The organism is Cloacibacterium caeni, assembly GCF_907163105.1.
Taxonomy (GTDB): domain Bacteria; phylum Bacteroidota; class Bacteroidia; order Flavobacteriales; family Weeksellaceae; genus Cloacibacterium; species Cloacibacterium caeni_A.
In genome coordinates, this window is sequence record NZ_OU015321.1 from 386,966 (window position 1) to 407,335 (window position 20,370).

At 32.7% G+C, this 20,370-nt stretch carries 19 protein-coding genes and 1 pseudogene; 9 read left to right on the plus strand and 11 right to left on the minus strand.

The window, feature by feature from the left end; genetic code table 11:
- Window position 1: 1 nt before the first annotated feature.
- From KKQ76_RS01720 to KKQ76_RS01750, 7 genes and pseudogenes are all read right to left on the minus strand, one after another.
- Window positions 2-1,330 carry a glycosyltransferase family 4 protein gene (locus tag KKQ76_RS01720; protein ID WP_213195556.1) on the minus strand — a complete coding sequence of 443 codons (1,329 nt, stop codon included), beginning with the start codon at window positions 1,328-1,330 and terminating at the stop codon, window positions 2-4.
- 76 nt (window positions 1,331-1,406) lie between these two features.
- A pseudogene (locus KKQ76_RS01725) lies at window positions 1,407-1,778 on the minus strand (GxxExxY protein); the annotation flags it as partial.
- Window positions 1,779-1,847: 69 nt separating this feature from the next.
- On the minus strand, window positions 1,848-4,385 hold the full coding sequence (locus KKQ76_RS01730; protein WP_213195557.1) for a YfhO family protein: 2,538 nt from the start codon (window positions 4,383-4,385) through the stop codon (window positions 1,848-1,850).
- Between the two features lie 87 nt (window positions 4,386-4,472).
- The gene (locus KKQ76_RS01735; protein WP_213195558.1) at window positions 4,473-4,706 is read right to left on the minus strand and encodes a hypothetical protein; all 234 of its coding nucleotides are present in this window, start codon (window positions 4,704-4,706) and stop codon (window positions 4,473-4,475) included.
- 3 nt (window positions 4,707-4,709) lie between these two features.
- Window positions 4,710-5,762 carry a DUF6263 family protein gene (locus tag KKQ76_RS01740; protein WP_213195559.1) on the minus strand — a complete coding sequence of 351 codons (1,053 nt, stop codon included), beginning with the start codon at window positions 5,760-5,762 and terminating at the stop codon, window positions 4,710-4,712.
- Window positions 5,763-6,105: 343 nt separating this feature from the next.
- Window positions 6,106-6,834, minus strand: coding sequence for a 23S rRNA (guanosine(2251)-2'-O)-methyltransferase RlmB (rlmB, locus tag KKQ76_RS01745; protein WP_262897647.1), 729 nt, complete (start codon window positions 6,832-6,834; stop codon window positions 6,106-6,108).
- 270 nt (window positions 6,835-7,104) lie between these two features.
- A complete protein-coding gene (locus KKQ76_RS01750) occupies window positions 7,105-7,575 on the minus strand; it encodes a DinB family protein (protein ID WP_213195560.1) in 471 nt (156 codons plus the stop codon).
- Window positions 7,576-7,781: 206 nt separating this feature from the next.
- Between KKQ76_RS01750 and KKQ76_RS01755 the strand changes: the two genes are divergently transcribed.
- The 9 genes from KKQ76_RS01755 to KKQ76_RS01795 all read left to right on the plus strand — a co-directional run bounded on the left by KKQ76_RS01755 (window position 7,782) and on the right by KKQ76_RS01795 (window position 16,258).
- The gene (locus tag KKQ76_RS01755) at window positions 7,782-8,786 is read left to right on the plus strand and encodes an AAA family ATPase (RefSeq protein WP_213195561.1); all 1,005 of its coding nucleotides are present in this window, start codon (window positions 7,782-7,784) and stop codon (window positions 8,784-8,786) included.
- A gap of 81 nt (window positions 8,787-8,867) precedes the next feature.
- Entirely contained in the window at window positions 8,868-9,731 is an 864-nt protein-coding gene (locus KKQ76_RS01760) for a DUF58 domain-containing protein (protein WP_213189630.1), read from the plus strand.
- Between the two features lie 121 nt (window positions 9,732-9,852).
- Window positions 9,853-10,752 carry a BatD family protein gene (locus tag KKQ76_RS01765; protein WP_394369376.1) on the plus strand — a complete coding sequence of 300 codons (900 nt, stop codon included), beginning with the start codon at window positions 9,853-9,855 and terminating at the stop codon, window positions 10,750-10,752.
- A 1-nt stretch (window position 10,753) separates the two neighbouring features.
- Window positions 10,754-11,737: a VWA domain-containing protein gene (locus KKQ76_RS01770; protein ID WP_213195562.1), complete on the plus strand. Its 984-nt coding sequence runs from the start codon at window positions 10,754-10,756 to the stop codon at window positions 11,735-11,737.
- Between the two features lie 9 nt (window positions 11,738-11,746).
- Window positions 11,747-12,754, plus strand: a complete 1,008-nt coding sequence (locus tag KKQ76_RS01775) for a vWA domain-containing protein (protein WP_213195563.1) — start codon at window positions 11,747-11,749, stop codon at window positions 12,752-12,754.
- Window positions 12,755-12,877: 123 nt separating this feature from the next.
- Window positions 12,878-13,669, plus strand: a complete 792-nt coding sequence (locus tag KKQ76_RS01780) for a tetratricopeptide repeat protein (protein ID WP_213195564.1) — start codon at window positions 12,878-12,880, stop codon at window positions 13,667-13,669.
- 3 nt (window positions 13,670-13,672) lie between these two features.
- On the plus strand, window positions 13,673-15,385 hold the full coding sequence (locus KKQ76_RS01785; RefSeq protein WP_213195565.1) for a BatD family protein: 1,713 nt from the start codon (window positions 13,673-13,675) through the stop codon (window positions 15,383-15,385).
- A 45-nt stretch (window positions 15,386-15,430) separates the two neighbouring features.
- Window positions 15,431-16,027 (plus strand): MarC family protein, encoded by a 597-nt coding sequence (locus tag KKQ76_RS01790; RefSeq protein WP_213195566.1) that lies wholly within the window; start codon window positions 15,431-15,433, stop codon window positions 16,025-16,027.
- A gap of 33 nt (window positions 16,028-16,060) precedes the next feature.
- Entirely contained in the window at window positions 16,061-16,258 is a 198-nt protein-coding gene (locus KKQ76_RS01795) for a hypothetical protein (RefSeq protein WP_213195567.1), read from the plus strand.
- A 30-nt stretch (window positions 16,259-16,288) separates the two neighbouring features.
- Here the strand turns inward: KKQ76_RS01795 and KKQ76_RS01800 are convergent, their stop codons facing one another.
- The 4 genes from KKQ76_RS01800 to KKQ76_RS01815 form a co-directional block, all read right to left on the minus strand.
- Window positions 16,289-17,263 (minus strand): chorismate-binding protein, encoded by a 975-nt coding sequence (locus KKQ76_RS01800; RefSeq protein WP_213195568.1) that lies wholly within the window; start codon window positions 17,261-17,263, stop codon window positions 16,289-16,291.
- On the minus strand, window positions 17,263-17,688 hold the full coding sequence (locus KKQ76_RS01805; RefSeq protein WP_213197444.1) for a PaaI family thioesterase: 426 nt from the start codon (window positions 17,686-17,688) through the stop codon (window positions 17,263-17,265). Before KKQ76_RS01805 ends, KKQ76_RS01800 begins: the two co-directional genes overlap by 1 nt.
- A 21-nt stretch (window positions 17,689-17,709) precedes the next feature.
- Window positions 17,710-18,276 (minus strand): 1-acyl-sn-glycerol-3-phosphate acyltransferase, encoded by a 567-nt coding sequence (locus KKQ76_RS01810; RefSeq protein ID WP_213197445.1) that lies wholly within the window; start codon window positions 18,274-18,276, stop codon window positions 17,710-17,712.
- Window positions 18,277-18,633: 357 nt separating this feature from the next.
- Entirely contained in the window at window positions 18,634-20,364 is a 1,731-nt protein-coding gene (locus tag KKQ76_RS01815) for a PspC domain-containing protein (protein ID WP_213195569.1), read from the minus strand.
- Between the last annotated feature and the right edge of the window lie 6 nt (window positions 20,365-20,370).

Below are 20,370 nucleotides of genomic sequence, written 5' to 3' on the forward strand. Positions count from 1 at the left end.
TTTAATACCATTTATTCATCAAATCTACTAATTTCTGAGTCAAATTTTTTCTAGAAAATTGCTCAATATTTTCAGCGTTTTGGTTCAGCGTTCCTGATTTCCAATTTTCGTAAGACTCTAAAATAAATTTCTTTAGATTTTCTTTTTCCTCATAACCGAAATGCTTACCAGCTTTAGTTTCTATCAATATTTTTTCTACATCAGCATCTTTTGGACCGAAAGAAAGAATAGTTTTTCCCGTTGCCAAATATTCGAAAATTTTCCCTGGAATAATCCCTTTTGATGATTCTTGAGGGAAATTCGTTATCAATAAAACCGTTGAATCTTGCATGTGTTTTAGCGCAACATCATGAGTTTGATAACCCAAATTGGTTAAGTTACTTTTAAGAGGTGAACTTTCTATTTTTTGTAAAATTTTATCATCTAATCTTCCTACAAATTTCAGTTGAAAATCGTTTTTGAAGTCTGCATTTTCTTGAACCAAATCATTTAGAGTTTCCCATAAAATTTCAGGATTTCTGAGCTGTTCTAAAACACCAATGTAACTTAATGTGAATTTAGTGGTAGAATTGGAGAGTGGTAGAGTTTTAGAGTTTTCTTCTGTCATGCTGAGCGTAGTAGAAGCATCTACATCAAACCCATTCGTAATGCAAAAAGCATTTGCGCCTTTTTTTCTGAAATTTTCAGCATCAGTATAACTTGTTGCCAAAGTAATATCTGCATTTTTGAACACTTCAGATTCTAATTTTCTATGCTTTTTATCGGCGATTTTAGTCAATTTCAAATGTTTGTAATATGAAATTTCAGTCCATGGATCACGGAAATCTGCAATCCATTTTAAATTAGGCAGTTTTTTCTTTAAATTTAAACCAATTAAATGCAAAGAATGTGGCGGCCCCGTTGTTACCAAAACATCATAGTGATTGACTTTCAAGTATTTTTCTAAAAATTCTACGGAAGGTTTTACCCAAAAAACACGCGCATCTGGAATAAAGAAATTGCCACGAACAAAAATCGAAAGTTTGGCTTTCCAAGATTGATTTTCGCCTACATCAAACTGTCCCGCTTTGAATTTTTTATTGTCTTTCCCAAATTTTTCAGCCAATTGATAAGGTTCCCAAATTTTGGTTTTAATCATTTTGAGATTTTTGGGAACATCTTTTTGTAAGGTTTCATCTACAATCGGATAACTCGGGTTTTCTGGAATAAAAACGGTAGGTTCCCAACCGAAATCAGGCAAATATTTTACAAATTTCAACCAACGCTGAACTCCCGGTCCTCCAGCTGGAGGCCAGTAATAAGAGATGATGAGTATTTTTTTTTGTTTCAAGTTTATAATTTTTAAACCGCAAAAGCGACAAAAGATTTTCTATGTATTATAAGTTTTTCAAAAGTAAAAAAAGATTTTACATTAATTCATCGTAATATTTATTAATATATGTTTCTTGTCCATGATGATAAAGATTTTTAACATTAAAATTTACTAAAATTCCTTTCGGTACTTTAAGTAAATTCATGTAATTCAAAACTTGAAATTTATGAACATCTAAAATGTTAGAGACAGATTTTAACTCTAAAACGATTAAATCTTCAATCAGAAAATCACATTTAAAATCACAATCTAATTTCTTTTCTTTATAAAAAACAGGAATTTGAAATTCTGACTTTAAATTTAAATTTCTTAATTTGAATTCTTCTTCTAAAGCTTTGTGATAAACAACTTCTGCTAAACCTGCACCTAAAATTTTATGAACCTCAATACAAGCTCCATTAATTTTATATGTTAAATCGGTAAGATATTATTGCGTAATCATTAACTCTTTTTTTACTTTTTAATGGCTATATTTTCAATCAATTCTTTTGTCGCTTTTGCGGTTTAATAAAAATATCCCTACCAAAGAAAGTAAAACAAACAAACCAAAAGCAATCATAGAAATGGTTTTTCCTTTGGCAATCACTTCTGGTTCGAATATCATTTTTACCGTGTGAGTTCCTGCTGGAACGTAAACGGCTCTCAATAAATAATCAGCTTTGATGTAAGGAACTTCTTTTCCGTCTACAAACATTTTCCAGCCTTTTGGATAATAAATTTCAGAAAAAACAGCCAATTGTGGCGTTTTAGACTGTGTTTTATATTCCAGTTCGTCGGCTTGATATTTTGTTAAATTTACAAAAGCAGTAGAATCAGCTGCTAAAGTTTTTCCTTCGAAATATTTTTGATCATCCTTCGAAATCACCGCCGTTTTTTTAGAATCTATATTTCCTATTTCATCTATTTCTTCATTCGGTGTATTCACAAATTTCACATCAGAAACCAGCCAGGCATTTCCATTCGCATTCGGATTGATTTGAACTTGAGGTTGTTCCAATGTTCCGCCAACTACATATTTGGTGTTCAATAAATTCAGAATTTGCGGAATTTGAGCAGACTTCACACTGTCTTCAGCATAGAAATAATGATTGATTAAATCGTCATATCTTCTGAGTTTCACAGCGTGATAACCACCAACAGAAGCTTTGTAATAGGAAGTATTGGTTTCATTAAAAGGCCCTAGAAGTTGGTTGAAAATTCTATAATGAGTTTTGTCTTTTTCGGTGATTTCTTCTAAAGTTTTATTCATATTCGCTCTAGAAAGCAAATCATTTAAAAGTGGATTGTCGCCCGCTTTTCCAGCTAAATAATCTGAATTTTCGGTCACAAATGGAGTTTGTGCAAAAGCTTTATCAACAAAATTATCGCTGTTTAAATATCGCTTGTTCACAGACCATAAATCAAATAAACTTACCAATCCTATAATGATTAAAGCAATGTTTTGAGATAATTTTTTCTTCAATGCAAAATATAGTGCTAAAGCAGTGATAGAAACATAAATCATGGCTTTAATGGCATCGATTCTAAACATCGTGAAACGTTCGCCAACCAAATAATCTAATAAATAAGGAGGTAAATATGCTGTTTCGTTTGAAGTAGCAAATCCTAGTATACTTTTCCCGAAAATTACCAATAATAAAGTAATTCCTAAAACAGAACCAGTTACATAAATTAGGATTTTTTGTTTGTATTCTTCTGTAAGTTTTTCATCGTTGAAAAATCTGTATAATCCAATGATTGCAATCAGCGGGAATAATAATTCTACTACAACTAAAATAGAACTTGGTGCTCTAAATTTGTCGTAAAACGGAACAAATTTGATAAATAATTCAGACAACGGCATGAAATTACTTCCCCAAGCTAAAAGCACAGAAAGTACAGATGCGCCTAAAATCCAATAACGGTATTTTTTCCACCCGAAGAAAAATCCTAAAATGGCTAAAAATACCACGATTGCTCCTTGATAAGCTGGTCCAGAAGTTCCTGGTTGGTCTCCCCAATACGTTAAACTTCCTCCAAATCCTTTAGAAATTTGGTCATATTCTTCTTGTGAGGTTACATTTTCTTGTACCAATTCCTGAACTTTTTTCATCATTTCTTCTGAGCCTTCTTCATCGCTTGCTCCTCCCATTACTCTTGGAATGAATAAGTTTAAGGTTTCTAGTTTTCCATAGCTCCAGTTCAGAATTTCTTGTTTTTTCATTCCGTCATTATCTGCAGCATTGTGCTCAGATTTTAGAATTTGTTTTCCACGAACGGTTTCTTTTACATATTCAGAATTGGCAAGAAGTCTCTGACTGTTCATTCCGATTCCAAGAATCATCGCCAAAGCTAAAATTCCCGAAGAAATGAAGAAATGTTTCCATGGCGTTTTTCCTGTAGCTGCTCTTACCAACTCAGACAGGAATAAAAATCCTAATGCCAAGAAAAGGTAATACGTCATTTGTGGGTGATTGGCAGCAATTTGCAATCCCATGAAAAGTGCAGTGACAATAAAGCCAATAATATATTTTTTACGAATATAGACGAGTAAAATTCCCGCTAAAAGTGGTGCAAAATAAGTTAAAGTGGCTACTTTGCCATTATGACCGGCAGCGATGATGATGTAGAAATACGTGGAAAGTCCAAAAAATGTGGAACCTAACAAGGCGTATTTCCAATTTTTAGTCGCAACATAACCGAGTAAGAAAAATCCAGCAAAAAGCAGAAAAATAAAATTCGCAGGTTTTGGCAAAAAGTTCAGCGTGTCATCTATTTTTTTGATGATATCACCTCTAAACTGTGAACCCGACTGATAAGTTGGCATTCCGCCAAACATCGCATCACTCCAATAGGTTTCTTTGCCGTTTTCGGCTCTGTAGTCTAAGAGTTCTTTTGCGCCACCTTTGTATTGTACAATGTCATGTTGCAAAAGTTGTTTTCCAGAAATGATAGGATTGTTATAAACTAAAGCTAAAACTACAAAAATCGCCAATGAAATGACGATATAAAGAATGTTTTTATTTTTCAGCATATTTTGCAAAAATTAATTTATTTCATTTTTTCTCGGAATAAATTCCAAATTGTTTTTGAATTTTTATAGGACACTTTACCTCTACCTTTACCTCTGATTTTTCTCCTCTACTTCTTCATATTCCACAGTTTCTGCATCCCATTTTACTTGCTCTTTAGTAGGTTTTGCAGGTTTGGGCGAAATGTTTTCTCTGTTTCTAGGATTAAGACTAGGGAAATTTTTATAAAATTGATTAAAGAATATCCTTTTCAAAATATTCCAAACAAAGAATATAATGATGGTTGCTAAAACTAATTCGAATAAATATTTAACCAGTGCCATTTTTTAAAATTTATAACTAGGATTGATTGTAACTAAAGAGTTGGTCTTTTTAGACATGCTTTGAGATTGTTTTCCGTCGCTCAAACTTTCTTTTTCCGTAGTGTTCATTTGGATTTTAGAGCCTAGAATCCAACCAGAGTTGGCATCTATTTTTATGGTTCCTGTTTGATTCCCTTCTATGCTTACAGAATGCGTCATTCCGTTTTTAGACTGTGTTTTTGCTTTTCTAGGAATTCCACCTTTTATGGTAATTTCTGCAATTCCATCTTCTACTTTTGCTAGGGTATAAGTGGTATTTATTTTTATGCTTCCATCTGGAGTTACATTGTCAGACTGTGTCCATGTTCCGCCTAATTTTACGCCTTTTGCTGGAAGAATATTTAGGTTTTTTCCAAATTGTTCTTTTAAAAACTTCTCGTTGAAACTTAATTTAAATTGTTCCATGAAATTTTTAAGCTGAGAAGCATCTTTAATTATAGAAGCAGCAGCATCATTGGTTTTTTTATAAACGGGTTCAAAACCTGTAATCGAAAGAATTTTCCCGGTTTTGTCCATGGTAATTTTTAATTTATTACCTGTTTGTGCTTTTTGTACCGCCCACATAAATTTTTGTTGAGCATCTTCAGGAGCGTTTCCTTTCGTATCTATCGCTTGAGTTTTTCCTTGAGAAGTTGCAGACATTCTTTTCCCAACCAGCGTCATAGAAATTTCGTAGTTTCCTTTTGCATCGATATTATCTACCGTAAACGTCATTTCGTCTGTAGATTCATTCGTTCCAGAAATATTTTGTTTCCCGTCAGAAAGCGTTTGCACATCTCTTTGGTAAGTGCTGAAAGGATACGTTTTTCCTTTTTCTAATTTAAAAGTTGCATGGTAAACACCTAGAGAATCTTTGATGGCAGGATTTTCTACTTTTGCTGTTTCTTTATCTTCCACAGGAACTTCTACAGTGATGGTTTTTCCTGTTTTTGGGTCAACTTTGGTTACGGTTTTTGTTTCTTTTTGACAAGAAACGATTGCTATTGAAAGCAGCGCAATTGCTGTAATTTTTTTCATTGATTTTAATTATTTTGTATCATTTGAAGCAAGAATCTTGCCTTTTTATTCACTTTTAGTCCTGCTTTCGCGACTCGCTTTTTTGTTTTTTTTATCAAACTGATCAGAGTGGAAACATCTGAAAAAACAAAAAGAGCTCAAACACATCGCTTAAACCCAACGAAGTGGTTCGACGATTTTAAGGAGTCAATCAGGGCTATTATTCATGTTTCAGTTTTTCGTTTGATTATTTACCAATTTTAAGTAAAAAACATTCGGTTCCTACGGAACCGCCTTTTTTATTGTCAATTATATTTCTACACATATTGCGTTCCTACGGAACGCCTAAAAATACTCTCCAACTCTACAATTCTCCCACCATTTTCTGTCTCACCGCTTCATAAAGAATCGCTCCACAAGCTACAGAAACGTTCAGAGATTGTGTTTTTCCAGTGATAGGTAATTTTATTTTTTCATCAGCATGATGCATTACTTCTTTCGAGATTCCTGTTTCTTCATTTCCCATTACGATGGCGCAAGGTTCTGAAAAATGAGCGTCATAAATCATTTTTTCTGCCTTTTCAGTGGCTGCAAAAACGGTAACTCCTGATTGCTGAAGAAAATCTACTACGTGAGCCAGATTATTTTCTTTACAAATTTTTACGTTGTAAAGCGCTCCCGCCGAAGTTTTGATGGCATCAGAATTGATAGGAGCAGCTCCTTTGTCTGGAATTACAATTGCGTCTATTCCTACACATTCTGCAGTTCTGGCGATCGCTCCGAAATTTCTAACATCAGTTAAACGGTCTAAAATCAATAAAAAAGGAATTTTTCCTTCTTCAAAAATTTGTGGCAACAAATCCTCGATTTTATAAAACGGAATTTCTGAGATAAATGCTACTACACCTTGGTGATTTTTTCTCGTAAAGCGGTTTAGTTTTTCAATTGGAACCGTGTTAGGTCTGATGTTGTATTTTTTCAGTAATTTTTTTAATTCTGAATAAATCTCACCTTGTAAACCACCTTGCACAAAAATTTTGTCAATGGTTTTTCCAGCTTCTATCGCTTCCATTACAGGTCTCAAACCGAAAATGAAATCTTCTTTTTCATTTTTAGATTCGTGTTCCGAGTTTCTATTGTCAAAACGAGGTTTTCTATCGAAATTTTTTGGACCAAAACTTCTTCTCTCGCCTGAGTTATATTTTTTATTAAATTCTCCCAATTTTTTGATTTTTAAATTTGAATTCTATTTGTGTCGTTCCTACGGAACTCAAAATTGTGTTTTTATATTTTCTGCTACAAACCTTTTGCTCTTACAGAGCAAGATTTAAATTTTTAATTTTGCCTTTACCTTCACCTTAACCTAAAACTGTTCTCCAGCTAAAGCACGTTTTTGAGCCATTGCGTATCCAAAATGTAAACTTTCGTGCATATTGTTGAAAATAATTGCATCTTGAATATTTTTTAAATCAATTCCAAAACTTGTAGAATAAGCGGTGTAATCTGGGAAAAAATCATCGTCATAATCTTTCATCAGAATTTTAGAAGTTTCGATAAGTAGGAAACCTAGATCTTCCACTTCAGATTCAGAAACATCCAGATTAGGAAGAGTGCCTTTTTTGTAAGTATCTACCCAATATTTGTCTATTCTAAAAGGATTTCCGCTTAAATAATAACACAAAAGTTGCTGAGTAGCTACGCAATGTGTAATATTCCAATAAATATTATTGTTAAAACCATCTGGAATGGTCAATAAGTCTTTGTGAGACGTATTTTGTAGAATATTCAGAAGGTTTTTTCTTACTGCTCTATGATTTTGAAAATGAGTATTCATTTAAAATTGATTTTAATCTCCAAAAATACTGAAAAAGGCTGGAATTTTATGCTTGAAACGGTAAGTTTTTGGAAATTTTAAGAAAACTTCAAACATCCAACTTCTAGCACCGAATATTTTAACAAACTTTAACCAAAATTTGGCATTAATTGTGTTGCCAATTCCTTGAAAATCGTGAAATTTACAGTCTAATTTTTCAAAAAATTATGCAAGAACTTAATCAAGCCGAAGATATTAAACAACTCACCGAAAAAGTAAAAGAACAGAACGTTTACTTTTCACTTTTGAAAAAGGAAATTAACAGAGCAATTATCGGACAAGAATACATGGTAGACAGACTTTTGATTGGTCTGTTAGGAAATGGTCACGTTTTGCTGGAAGGTGTTCCTGGTTTGGCAAAAACTTTAGCCATCAAAACCCTTTCAGAAGCGGTTCATGGAGCGTTTTCTAGAATTCAGTTTACGCCAGATTTATTGCCTGCAGACGTTATCGGTACTCAAATTTATAATGTGAAAGAAAACGATTTTTCCATTAAAAAAGGTCCTGTTTTTGCAAATTTTGTTTTGGCGGATGAAATCAACCGTGCTCCTGCAAAAGTGCAATCTGCACTTTTGGAAGTGATGCAAGAAAAACAAGTGACGATTGGTGATGAAACCATGAAATTGCCAACACCGTTTTTGGTTTTAGCGACCCAAAATCCAATTGATCAAGAAGGAACTTATCTTTTGCCAGAAGCGCAAACCGACCGTTTTATGCTGAAATGCAAAATTGATTATCCTGAATTTGAGGAAGAAAGACAAGTCATGAGAATGGTTTCTACTTCGGATATTCCTCAAATAAAACCCGTGATTTCTTTGGAACAAATTGTAGAAGCCAAGAAAATCATTAATCAAATTTATCTAGACGAAAAAATAGAAAAATATATTCTCGATATGGTTTTTGCAACCAGATTTCCAGAGAAATATGGACTTTCTGAACTGAAAAATTACATCAGTTTCGGTGCGTCACCTAGAGCTTCTATTAATTTGGCGATTGCTTCCAGAGCTTATGCTTTCTTAAAAGGAAGAGCATTCGTCATTCCTGAAGATGTAAAAGCGATTGCGAAAGATGTTCTCCGTCACAGAATTGGTTTAAGTTTCGAAGCAGAAGCAGAAGATGTAGATGCAGATGCAATTGTAGATAAAATTTTAGGAAAAGTTCAAGCGCCGTAAATTGATACGAGTTTCGAGTTCCGAGATACGAGTTCTATTTCGTGAAATCTCGCAACACGTAACTCGCAACACGTAACTCTTATGCAAATAAAAGATATTGTAAAAAAAGTAAAACAAATAGAAATTCGTACTCGAAAGAGAACGGAAAATACTTTGATGGGGCAATATCACAGTGCTTTTAAAGGTCAAGGAATGGCTTTTGCAGAAGTTCGTCCGTATCAATTTGGAGATGATATCAGAAGAATTGATTGGAATAAAACCGCACGTTTCAAAGAACCTTATGTAAAGGTGATGGAAGAAGAACGAGAACTCACCATGATGATTTTGGTAGACATTTCTGCTTCTATGAATTATGGAACAAAAATTCAACTGAAACGTGAATTGGTGGCAGAAATTTCGGCAAGTTTAGGGTTTTCTGCGGCAGGAAATAATGATAAAGTGGGACTTATTTTGTTTGCGGATAAAGTGTATAAAGTAATTCCTCCACAGAAAGGTAGAAAACATATTTTAGCCATAATTTCCACGATTTTGACCGCAGATTATGTACAGGCAGAAACCAATATAGATGCGGCTTTAGAATATATGATGCATGTTTTCAAAAAGAAATCTTTGGCGTTTCTTTTTTCTGATTTTGCAGATGAATTTGACGAGAAATTATTGAAAATCGCTTCCAAAAAACATCAATTACTAGGTTTGAGGGTTTTTGACGAAAAAGACAATGAAATTCCAGATGTAGGTTATGCTTTTTTCAGAGATATAGAAACAGGAAAACAAATTTGGGTAAATACGTCTAACCAAAGATGGCGTTACAATTATGCAGAAGCTCAGAAACAAAAAATAAGACATCTGAGAGAAGCTTTTGAGAAAAGTTCTGCCAGTTTTGTAGAAGTAAAAGCAGAGGAAGATTATACCAAAATTTTGTATAATTATTTTCAGAAAAAATAGAAAATAGCAATTAATGAAGAAAAATTTTTTAAAAATTTTCAATCAATATATAGACCGACAACTCGATAAAGTTTCGCCAAATCTAAAAAGGTTCAAATGGCCTTTTGTTGCTTTTGGAGTGATTAAAAAATTGGCTTTGTTGTTTATTTTTGTTGCTCAATGTTTTTCTGCGCAGACGCTTTCTTCTAATTTATCAAAAGAAAAAATTGCGCTAGGCGAAAAAGCAACCTTTCGAGTAACCATCAATGGTTTAGAAGGAAAAGATGTGATTTCTAAACCTAAAAATGAACTTTTGCCTTTTCATTTAGAAGAAACTAAAGACGAAATCAATAAAACATACGATCAATACACCAGAACTATAGAGTTTCAGGTTTTTGAGGAAGGGAAATTTACCATTCCAGAACTTGAGTTTTCTATAAATGGAGCAGAAACCATCAAAACGATTCCCTATGAAATCACGGTTTATAATCCAGTAAATGCAGATGATCAAATCAACGATATTATGAACAATAAGCAAGTTGATTTGGGTTTTAGTGATTATTGGGAAATGTATAAATGGTATATTTTAGGAGGTTTGGTGATTTTTACTTCCCTATTTTTATTTTTAAGTTTCTTCAAAAATGGGGTTTTCAGAAATTCGGGAAAAGAGAAAAGTCCGATTCATAAAACATTACAATATCTGAAAAATCTAGAAAAGAAAAAATACGCAGAAAAAGGTAATTACAGAATGTTTTATGTAGAGTTGATAGACATTACTAGAGCGTTTTTGGTAAAACAATATCATATTCCTGCAGATGTTTTGTTGACCGATGATTTAATCGATGTGATGAAACATACCAATAAAATTTCGCCTGAGAATGAAAAAATAGTGGAAGAGGTTTTCCTGAGAGGAGATTTGGTGAAATTTGCCAAAATCCTTCCGAATCAAGAATTAATGGAGCGTGATTTTATAGAAATTTATGAATTTGTAGAGCGTTCGGTTACAGACATTGAAGCAGAACATTTAAGAGAAGTGCATTAAGATGAATTTTGAGATAGATAGTCCATATTTTTTATTGCTATTCTTGCTTTTTATTCCACTTTTGATAAGGGATTTTAGCAAGAAGAAAAATTCGGGAATCAATGTTCCGACTACCCGAAATATGTCTGTTGCAGGAAGTTTTTCTTGGGTTCAAAAATTTTTACAATTTTCTAAATACATCATTCTTTCTGCGCTGATTATTGCTTTGGCAAGACCTAGAACTTACACCATTTTTAGCGATAGAGACGAAACCAAAGGGATTGATATTTTCTTAGCGATTGACATTTCGCCAAGTATGTTGGCCCAAGATTTAGAGCCTGATAGAATTACAGCTTTGAAAAAAATTGCAACAGATTTTGTCAAAAAAAGGGAAGGCGATAGAATAGGAATTGTGGAATATTGGGGAGAAGGAATTACAAAAGTTCCGCTCACGTCTGACCATCAAGTGGTATTAGATGAAATTAGAGATATGAGTCCTAATGAAAATCTTACAGGAACAGCGATTGGAGAAGGACTTTCTGTAGCGGTAAATCATTTGAAAGACAGTAAGTCAAAGTCAAAAATCATTATTTTAATGACTGATGGCGTAAATACGGTTCCGAATGCGATGCCACCACAATTTGCAGGCGAATTGGCAAAATCTTACGGAATTAAAGTGTACACAATAGGAATAGGAACGAATGGTTTTGCGCTATTTCCGCAGATTACATCTTTTGGAATACAATTTTTCGAACAAGAAGTACAGATTGATGAAGCTACGCTTTCTGAAATTGCGACTTTAACAGGTGGAAAATATTACAGAGCTACTTCTAATACGAGTTTAGAAAATGTATATAACGAGATTAATTCTTTAGAAAAATCGAAAATTAAAACCAATAAAATTTACAATTACGAAGAATATTTCAGGGTTTTTCTTTGGATTGCCTTGGCGTTTTTATTGATAGATGCAGTTTTAAGATGGAGAATTTTCAGAATTTTTAATTAAAAAATAGAAATGAATTTTAGTCTAGGAAATATTTGGTATTTACTTTTGTTATTGCTTTTGCCAGTAATAGCATGGCTTCTTTTTGGTTTCAAAAAATGGAAATCAGAAAGGAGAAATATTTTTGCTGAAACTCAATTTCAAGAAGATTTGTTTCCAAAAAATCATCAATTTTCTAAATTTTTCCCAGTTTTATATTTGTTGGCTTTTGTGTTTTTGATTTTAGCAATGGTAGATTTTCTGGGAGGAAAAGAAGAGATGAAAATCCAACAAAAAGTGAATTCTGTGATTTTTTTGCTGGATGTTTCTAACTCTATGAACGCGCAAGATGTGCAACCTTCTCGATTAGAACAAGCTAAAAATATTTTGATTAATACCATACAGAATTTGGGCGATGACAAAGTGGGAATCGTAGTTTTTGCAGGAGATGCACAATCTATAATGCCACTTACTACAGATTATTCTGCCGCCGAAACGTATATTGGAGCGATAGAAACCACTACGATTGGGAAACAAGGGACAGATTTTCTAAAAGCAATAGAAGTAGCCACAGAAAAATTTAAAAATGTTCCGAAAGGTGCTAGAAAAATCGTTTTAATTAGCGATGGCGAAGATAATGAAGGAAATGACAGAGCGGCGATAGATGAAGCATTGAGACAAGGAATAACCATCAATTCCGTAGGAATAGGAAAAGATGATGGAGCGCCCATTCCTATTTATGAATTTGGGCAATTAATGGGTTACAAAACTGATATTCTCGGCGAGACGATTATTACCAAAAGACAAACAGAAGCATTGATGTCTCTCGCTTTTGATACCAACGGAGAATATGTGGACGGAAATGATATGGAAGCAGCGGTGAATAAAATTGTTTTGCAACTCAGAAACCAAAAAGGAGCTTCTGAAACACTGGTAAATACACAATCTGCGGTGCATTATTACCAATGGTTTTTGGGCGTTTCGCTTTTTATATTTGTGATTATTTTTCTTTTTAATCCTAAAAAAGATTTCAATTTTTAAAATTGAAAACTTTAGAAAACGCAAAACCTTGAATTTTAGTCTCAAAAAACTACTTTTTTATCAATTATTTAACATTTCTAGGATTTAATTTTAACAATTAAAGCGATATTTTTGTACCAACAAATGTTGAGAAAGTTTTTTGTACATATTAGCTTAATTTTTCTTGGTCTCGTTACTGTTAAGGCTCAAGAAAGTTTAAACACCCTAATCTTCAGAGGAAACCGAAGCTTCGACAAACAAAAGTATGGCGAAGCTACTTCTACATTTTCGGAAGCGGTGAAAAAAAATGAAAAAGATTTTGGTGCGCATTATAATTTGGGCAATTCTTTGTATAAAATAAAAAAGTACGATGAAGCGATTGCCGAATATCAAAAAGCACAAAAAAACACCAATAATAAAGATGAAAAAGCAGCTTCTTATTACAACGAAGGAAATGCTCATCTTCAAAATGGTGATGGCGAAAAAGCAGTCAATGCTTATAAAAATGCACTGAAGTATGATCCAGATAATGAAGCGATTTTAAAAAATTTACAAATTGCCAAGAAGAAGCAAAAGCAAAAAGACAATAAACAAAATCAACAAAACCAACAGCAAAATCAACAAAATCAACAAAATAAAAACCAAGATAATCATCAAAATCAGCAAGGAGACCAAAATCAAGAAAATAAAAATAATAATACCAAAAACCAACCGAACGGTAATATAGGCGACCAAAATAAAGGAAAAGGAAATCAAGGAGCGGAAAAACAAAACGAGAAAAACGAAACGCAAAATCCTAATGACCAGAATAAAATTCCGAAAGATTTGCAAAAATTAATTCTTCAAAGAAGTGCAAATCAAGAAAGAGAAACCGCCAAAAAATTACTCAATAAAAATGGTTACTATTCACCAGAAAGCAATACAAAAGATTGGTAACTAATGCAAAAAATTCTCAACATATTATTTTTTGTAATGTCTGCAATTTCTTACGGACAAGTTACCGTTTTGACCGATGTCAATACCAAAGAACCGAAGCAAAATGAACCCGTTGTTCTCACCATTGTACAAGAAGTGGTAGGCGAAAACATGGTACAAGAAAGTCCTCTTCAACTTATGGATTTGTCTAAATTTGATATTGTGGGAAGCGCATCAGAGCAAAATACTTTCATTGACCAAAAAAAAGGAATTAGAGTAAATCAACTTATATATCAATTATGTCTTCAGCCAAAAGTTACGGGAAAAGTGAAAATTGGTTCTGCTTTAATTACTGTAAATGGGAAAAGATATAAATCAGAACCTTTTGACATTTTGGTGAAAGAAACGTCACGAGCAGAAACCGAATATCTTTCTAAAGATGTGTATCTGAATGTAGAAGTTCAAGATAAAGAAGTTTATGAAAATCAGCCAACTGTAGCGGTTTTGAGAGCTTATAGCAAGAATTATGATAACTTCAGAAAGTTAGAAAATATAAAATTTCCGCAACAAAATAATGCGAGAATTAAGCCTATCAGTTACAAAAAACAAGACATAGAAAATATAAATGGCGAAATGGCTTCGCAAGTGATTGCTATGTTTATTATTTTCCCAGAAGAAGCTGGTAATGTAGAAATAGAGCCAGTTTCGGCGATGGTGAAAACGCCAGAAATCAGTAAAATTGTTTCGAATAAGGTTAAAATTAATGTAAAAACTTTGCCGAAAGATTCTCCAGAGAATTTTAAAAATGCGGTAGGGAAATTTCATGTTTCCATTAAAGAAATTGCAAAAACAGAACCTCTGGAAGTAAACAAACCGATTGATGTTTTGGTGAAAATTTCAGGTTTAGGAAATTTAGACAAAGATAAATTGCCGAAATTAATAGAATCTAAAGATTATACTTTTTTCAAACCTCAGATTATTAGCAAATTATCTACCAATAAAGAAGGTGTAAAAGGTTCAATAACCGCAAAATATGTGGTGATTCCTAAACATGAAGGGAAAATCAATATTTCTACTGAACCGTTTTCGTTTTTCAATCCAGAACTGAATCAGTACATTGATTTGGGTGTGAAAAGTATTGTGTTGAATGTCCTGAATTCAGCTCAAATTGCAGCGCAGAAATCAACAATTGACATTGTAGATGATTACACTGCTAATGTTTTAAACAGTGTTCCTTTGCCTGTTATCGAAAAAGAAAAACACACACAGTCTTACCGTTTTAATTTTAAAAATTTATTCTCTGGTTTGGCAGTGCTTGTAATGGGAACTTTCCTTTTCTTCTTGTGGATTAGACCTAAGAAAAAAGCTCTAGTTACTGTAGAAAATAAACCAATAACTACGATTAGAGAAGAAGAAGAAAAAATTAAAAATCTTCTAAAACCAGGCTTTGAAGCGAATTTAGAATATCTGAAAATACTCATTTCTAATAGAGACTATTCAGCATTTTTTGCTACTTATGAAGAATTGCAACAAGATGCAGAACAGCATATTCAGCAAAAATTTGGAATGGGATTGAAAGCATTTTTAGAAAATTACAAAGGTTCTCAGTTCACCGAAGATTTCAGAAATTTAGTGCAACAAATTTCAATAGAAAAATACTCGCCTATTCATGACGACTCTCATTTAGAAGAGCTTTACAACTCTATAACTGCGATGTATTCTGAAATTATGGAATAATAAAAGTATTTCATACTTTTGTGAAAATAATAAAAAAATCACACTATGTTAGAATCGTTTTCTTTTAAAGAAACCTTGACTTGTTTTATGGTTTTGTTTGCAGTAATCGATATTTTAGGTTCTGTTCCTATTATTGTTTCTCTTAGAAAGCAATTCGGGCATATTGATGCAGAAAGAGCATCGATTGTTTCTGGAGTTTTGATGATAGTTTTTCTTTTTGTAGGAAAAGAAATGCTAAAATTCATCGGGATAGACGTGAATTCGTTTGCAATTGCTGGTGCTTTGGTAATTTTTATTATTGCTTTGGAAATGATTTTGGGAATAGAAATTCACAAAGTAGAAAACGTGAAGGCAGCTTCTATCGTTCCGATTGCGTTTCCTTTAGTAGCAGGAGCTGGAACATTGACGACTACCTTATCACTTCGTGCAGAATTTCATGTAGTAAATATTATTTTAGGAATTTTACTCAATACAATTTTAGTGTATATTGTTCTAAAATCTGCCAATTTCTTAGAAGAAAAAATAGGAGATGCTACGCTGATGATTTTCAAAAAAGTTTTTGGAATTATCCTTTTAGCGATTTCTATTAAATTATTTACGGCTAACTTTGCACAGTTGTTTTCTAGTTACGTACATTTTTAAAATTATCAATATTAAATTATAAATCTCATACCAATGACAACCTTTTACAAAGTTTTTTTAGTGCTTTTTATTATATTTTTAGGAGTAAATCTTTATGCAATCGACTGGAATTTAGGTTTTATGCATTCAGATAACAATAAATTCTTATTCTCAATAGTTGCATCTATTATAGGAATTTTAGTTACTCTGGTCATGAATACTTGGAAAAAACTTTCGCAGAAAAATAGTTAATGAAAAATCCGCTTCTAGAAGCGGATTTTTTTATTGTAAATGATGAAGAATAGCTTGAGATTTCAGTTCGGTTTCTCGCCATTCTTTTTCTGGCGAAGAAAGTGCCGTAATTCCGCCACCGGCAAATGCTATTACTTGATTTTTGTAAATTTTAGCACATCTAAGATTCATAAAATAATAAATTTCTTCATCGGTTTCTATTTTAATGTAACCTGCGTAAAATTCACGGTTATATTGTTCGATTTCTACAATTTTTTCTTTGCAAAATTCCTTCGGGATTCCGCAAACTGCAGGAGTAGGGTGGAGTTCTTCAATTAATTCTTCAAGCCTATTATCTGCGATTTTAGCAGTGAAATCAGTTCTGAGATGCTTAATGTTTCCCGAAATATGATTATAAGTTTCAGACTCTTCGACTTCGCTCAGAGTGACATATTTTTTTAAAATTTCAGAAATATAATGGGTAACAGGTTTTTGTTCTTCAATTTCTTTTTCGCTCCATTCTTCATCTACGGGAAGGGTTCCGGCTAAACTCATGGTGAAAAACTCATGTGTTTTTTTATTGAATTTTCCCAAAATTTCAGGAGTTGCACCTATCCAAATTTCCTCATCAGTAATGAGAAGATAACAAAGTGTATTGGGATATTTTTTGCAAAGCAGTTGGTAGGTTTCTTCTAAATTGATGGAAGAAATTTCTTTAGCAATAGGTCTAGAAATAACCAATTTTGGCAAGTTATTTTGCTTGATGATTTCAATCGCTTTTTCTAATTTTTGGAGATATTCTTCATGCTGAGGAATATTCATTTCAGCATTAATTTCAGGAAAATTTTCTACCTCAAAAAAAGAAGATTTGAGTTCTTCTGAAGTACAGATTTCTAGATTTTCTGCTTGTAAATGAATGGCTTTCCCATTGGTAAAAGGAAAAAAAGAAGCCACATTTCTTGCAGCTTCATGATGATGTATCAGGATAAATTTTTCGTCAAAAGGTAATCTGAAAATAGCTTTCATTACTTTTCTATTTTTCGGTTAATCACCATATTCGTCATCGTAGAATGACACAGTAAACTTCCGTTTTCGTCTTTTATTTCTATTTCCAGAAAATGGAGTGTTTGTCCTTTTCTAATCATTCTAGCCGTTCCTGTAACGGTTCCTTTGGTTTTGCTTTTCAGGTGATTAGAATTGATATTGGTTCCTACAGCAGCTTTTCCTTCTTTGGCTACCAAAATATTAGAAAGACATGAGCCTAAACTTTCTGCAAATGCAATATTAGCACCACCATGCAATAAGCCTAATGGCTGATGAACTCTAGAATTTACAGGCATAGTTCCTATCAAATAATCGTCTCCTAAATCAGTAAAAACGATTTCTAAAGTTTCCATTAAAGTGTTTTTATTCCAAAGGTTGAGCTGTGCTAATTTTTCTTCGTTGGTCATCATAAAAATTCAACTTTTAGATTAGTAGATTTTTGGATTCCACTTTTCTGGATATTTTGGAGTGATTTTTTTGTAATATTCTTGTAATTCTTCCATGATGCTTTCGTAGCTTCTGGTCTGAATGTCTTCAACAGAGATTTGTTTACCTAAATGAATACTTTTGGTTTTAAAATCTCCAGCAGCAACAACGATAGGAACGTTTGATTCTTTTGCCATATGATAGAATCCTTTTCTCCATTTGTTAACAAGACTTCTGGTTCCTTCTGGTGTAATTACTAAGCTGAAATCATCTTTTACAAATTCATTTTTTACAAAATTTACCAAGTCATTTCTTTGGCTTCTATCGATTCCAACTCCGCCCAATGCTTTTACAATAAAACCGTACCAAGCCTTTGTGTGAGCATCTTTTATGATAACTTTTAGTTTCTTATCAAGAACCCAGTAAGCTAGATTTCCTAAAATGTATTCATCATTGGCAGTGTGTGGAGCTACCACAAGAATACAACGGTCTAAATTACTTGCGGGACCTTCTAAGACAATCTTCCAACCCCAAACCCAAAGGATAAACTTTGCGATAATTTTCTTAATAAATTTCATATTTTTCTCTTTAAAAAACAAAACAAGTAACCCTAGCAAAAAGGTTACTTGCAAATATAATTATTTTATAGATTATAATCTTTCTAAAATAGACTGCTGATGAACTCCATTATTTTCATCACGATTTCTAAGACAAATTGTATCATAATTTCTAGTGTTTTTTGTTTGTTTTATGTGAGTTTCATTCACTTAGCGAAGGTATTAATTATTTTTAATTTTAAAATATTTTAAATGTTAAAATTTTATAAAATCTTGAAAAATATCTTTCACTCCGGCTACTTAGTTTCTAGTGTAGGGTTGCGGAAGTTTCTGTTGTTATCATCAGCAACCCAACTAAACTAGAACTATTTATTTCTTGGTGTTAATTTCTATTTTAGAATCTCCATCTTTAATTGAAATATTAAGGTCTTTTAAATTTTCTAAATCTTTTAGACTGTTAATATTTTTGATGTCTTTTTCTAAAATGCTGTCTGCAACTTTTTTAGGATATTTTTTTCCGTTGATAATTACACTGTCAGCATTTTCAGAATCATATTCTATCGTAGTTCCGTTGATATTGATTTTATTTTTTTCGATAACGATATCTCCATTTTCATTGTTGTTATTTTCATCGTCATCATCTATTCCGTTTGCATTAAGGTCACCGTTTACATTTAGATGTTCGTTTCCTTTTGCAACTTTCATGTCTTTCGGAACCACCAATTCATAATCTACACTGTAATGTCTGAATCTGTATTGGTAAGGATAACTTACGAAATTTGGTAATAAAATTTTGTTGCCTACCACTTCTACAGGAACATTAAGTTCTAGAGGTTTGTTATAACCTTCCGCATATTTTTTGATGATGAGGTAAGGCTGAGTAATATTAGGATTTCTTACAACTTCTACGTTTGGATAATCTTCTTCGAAAACCATTTTCTTGTCAGAGAAAATATCATCATCATAAGCAGTATAATTCGCTGGAATGTTTACTTGTTTTTTGTCAATGATAAGGCTGTCAGTTGGCTGAACATTGATAGAAATATTTTCAGTTTCTTCTTTGTCACCTTTATAAGACATATCTATTTTTGCCATGTTTACTCCGAAATAAGTTCCTAAAAGAACAATTATTAAGAATAAACCACCCAATACATATCCTAAGTTTCTTAATTTAGTTTTAGGAGATAATAATTTGATGCTGATTAAGCTTAAAAGAACAGCAGAAAATAAAGTTCCGAGTACAATGAGTGAAGAAAGGATATATTTCATTCCGCCATCGTCAAACAAGAAGTTCATTTTGCTTAGAAAATCAGGATTTCCAAATAAATTGAAAAAGAAGAATAAACCGATGATTGCTCCAAGTGCTAAGAAAGCAAAAATAGCACCGAAAAGAACTCTTAAAACGTTTAGTAATCCACTACCAGCCGAAGTTACTACAGGTTTAGCTTCATTGTACATTTCGCCTACTTTTGCAGTAGATTCATTGGCAAATTTTACAATATTGCTAGATTCTTCTTTTAAATTGTCAAAATTCAAGGGTTTACCTTTCATTTTAAGGAAATCTGCTGCAGTTTCTGCTTTTGGAAGAATAATCCAAAAAACTACATATAAGAAAATGATTAAACTGGTAGAGATTCCAGCGGTGAACAATCCTAAAAATGCTACACCAAACCAGATTACTCTCATCCAAGTTACATCCATCCCGAAATAAGCAGCTAGACCAGCGCAAACACCTGCTAATTTCATATTTTCTGGGTCACGGAACAGTTGTTTTTGCTGTGCCGAAGAAAATGAAGGTCTTGATTTTTTATTGGCAGTTTTGTCAGAAAAATAAGCTTCTTCTTGCTCTTCTATAACTTCTGGTTTACCAATTTGAGCAATTACTTTTTCTATATCATCATCATTTACCACTTCTCTTTTTCCCATGTTATCTTTTAGAATTTCTACAATTCTAATTTCGATATCATGCATAATTTCGTCTGCTTCTGTTTCCTCTAGAGAACTTCTCAGTGCAGTGAGGTAGTCACTCAGTTTTATGTATGCGTGTTCTTCTATTACGAAAGAAAAACCAGCAAGTCCTATTGATAATGTTTTGTTCATAGTTTA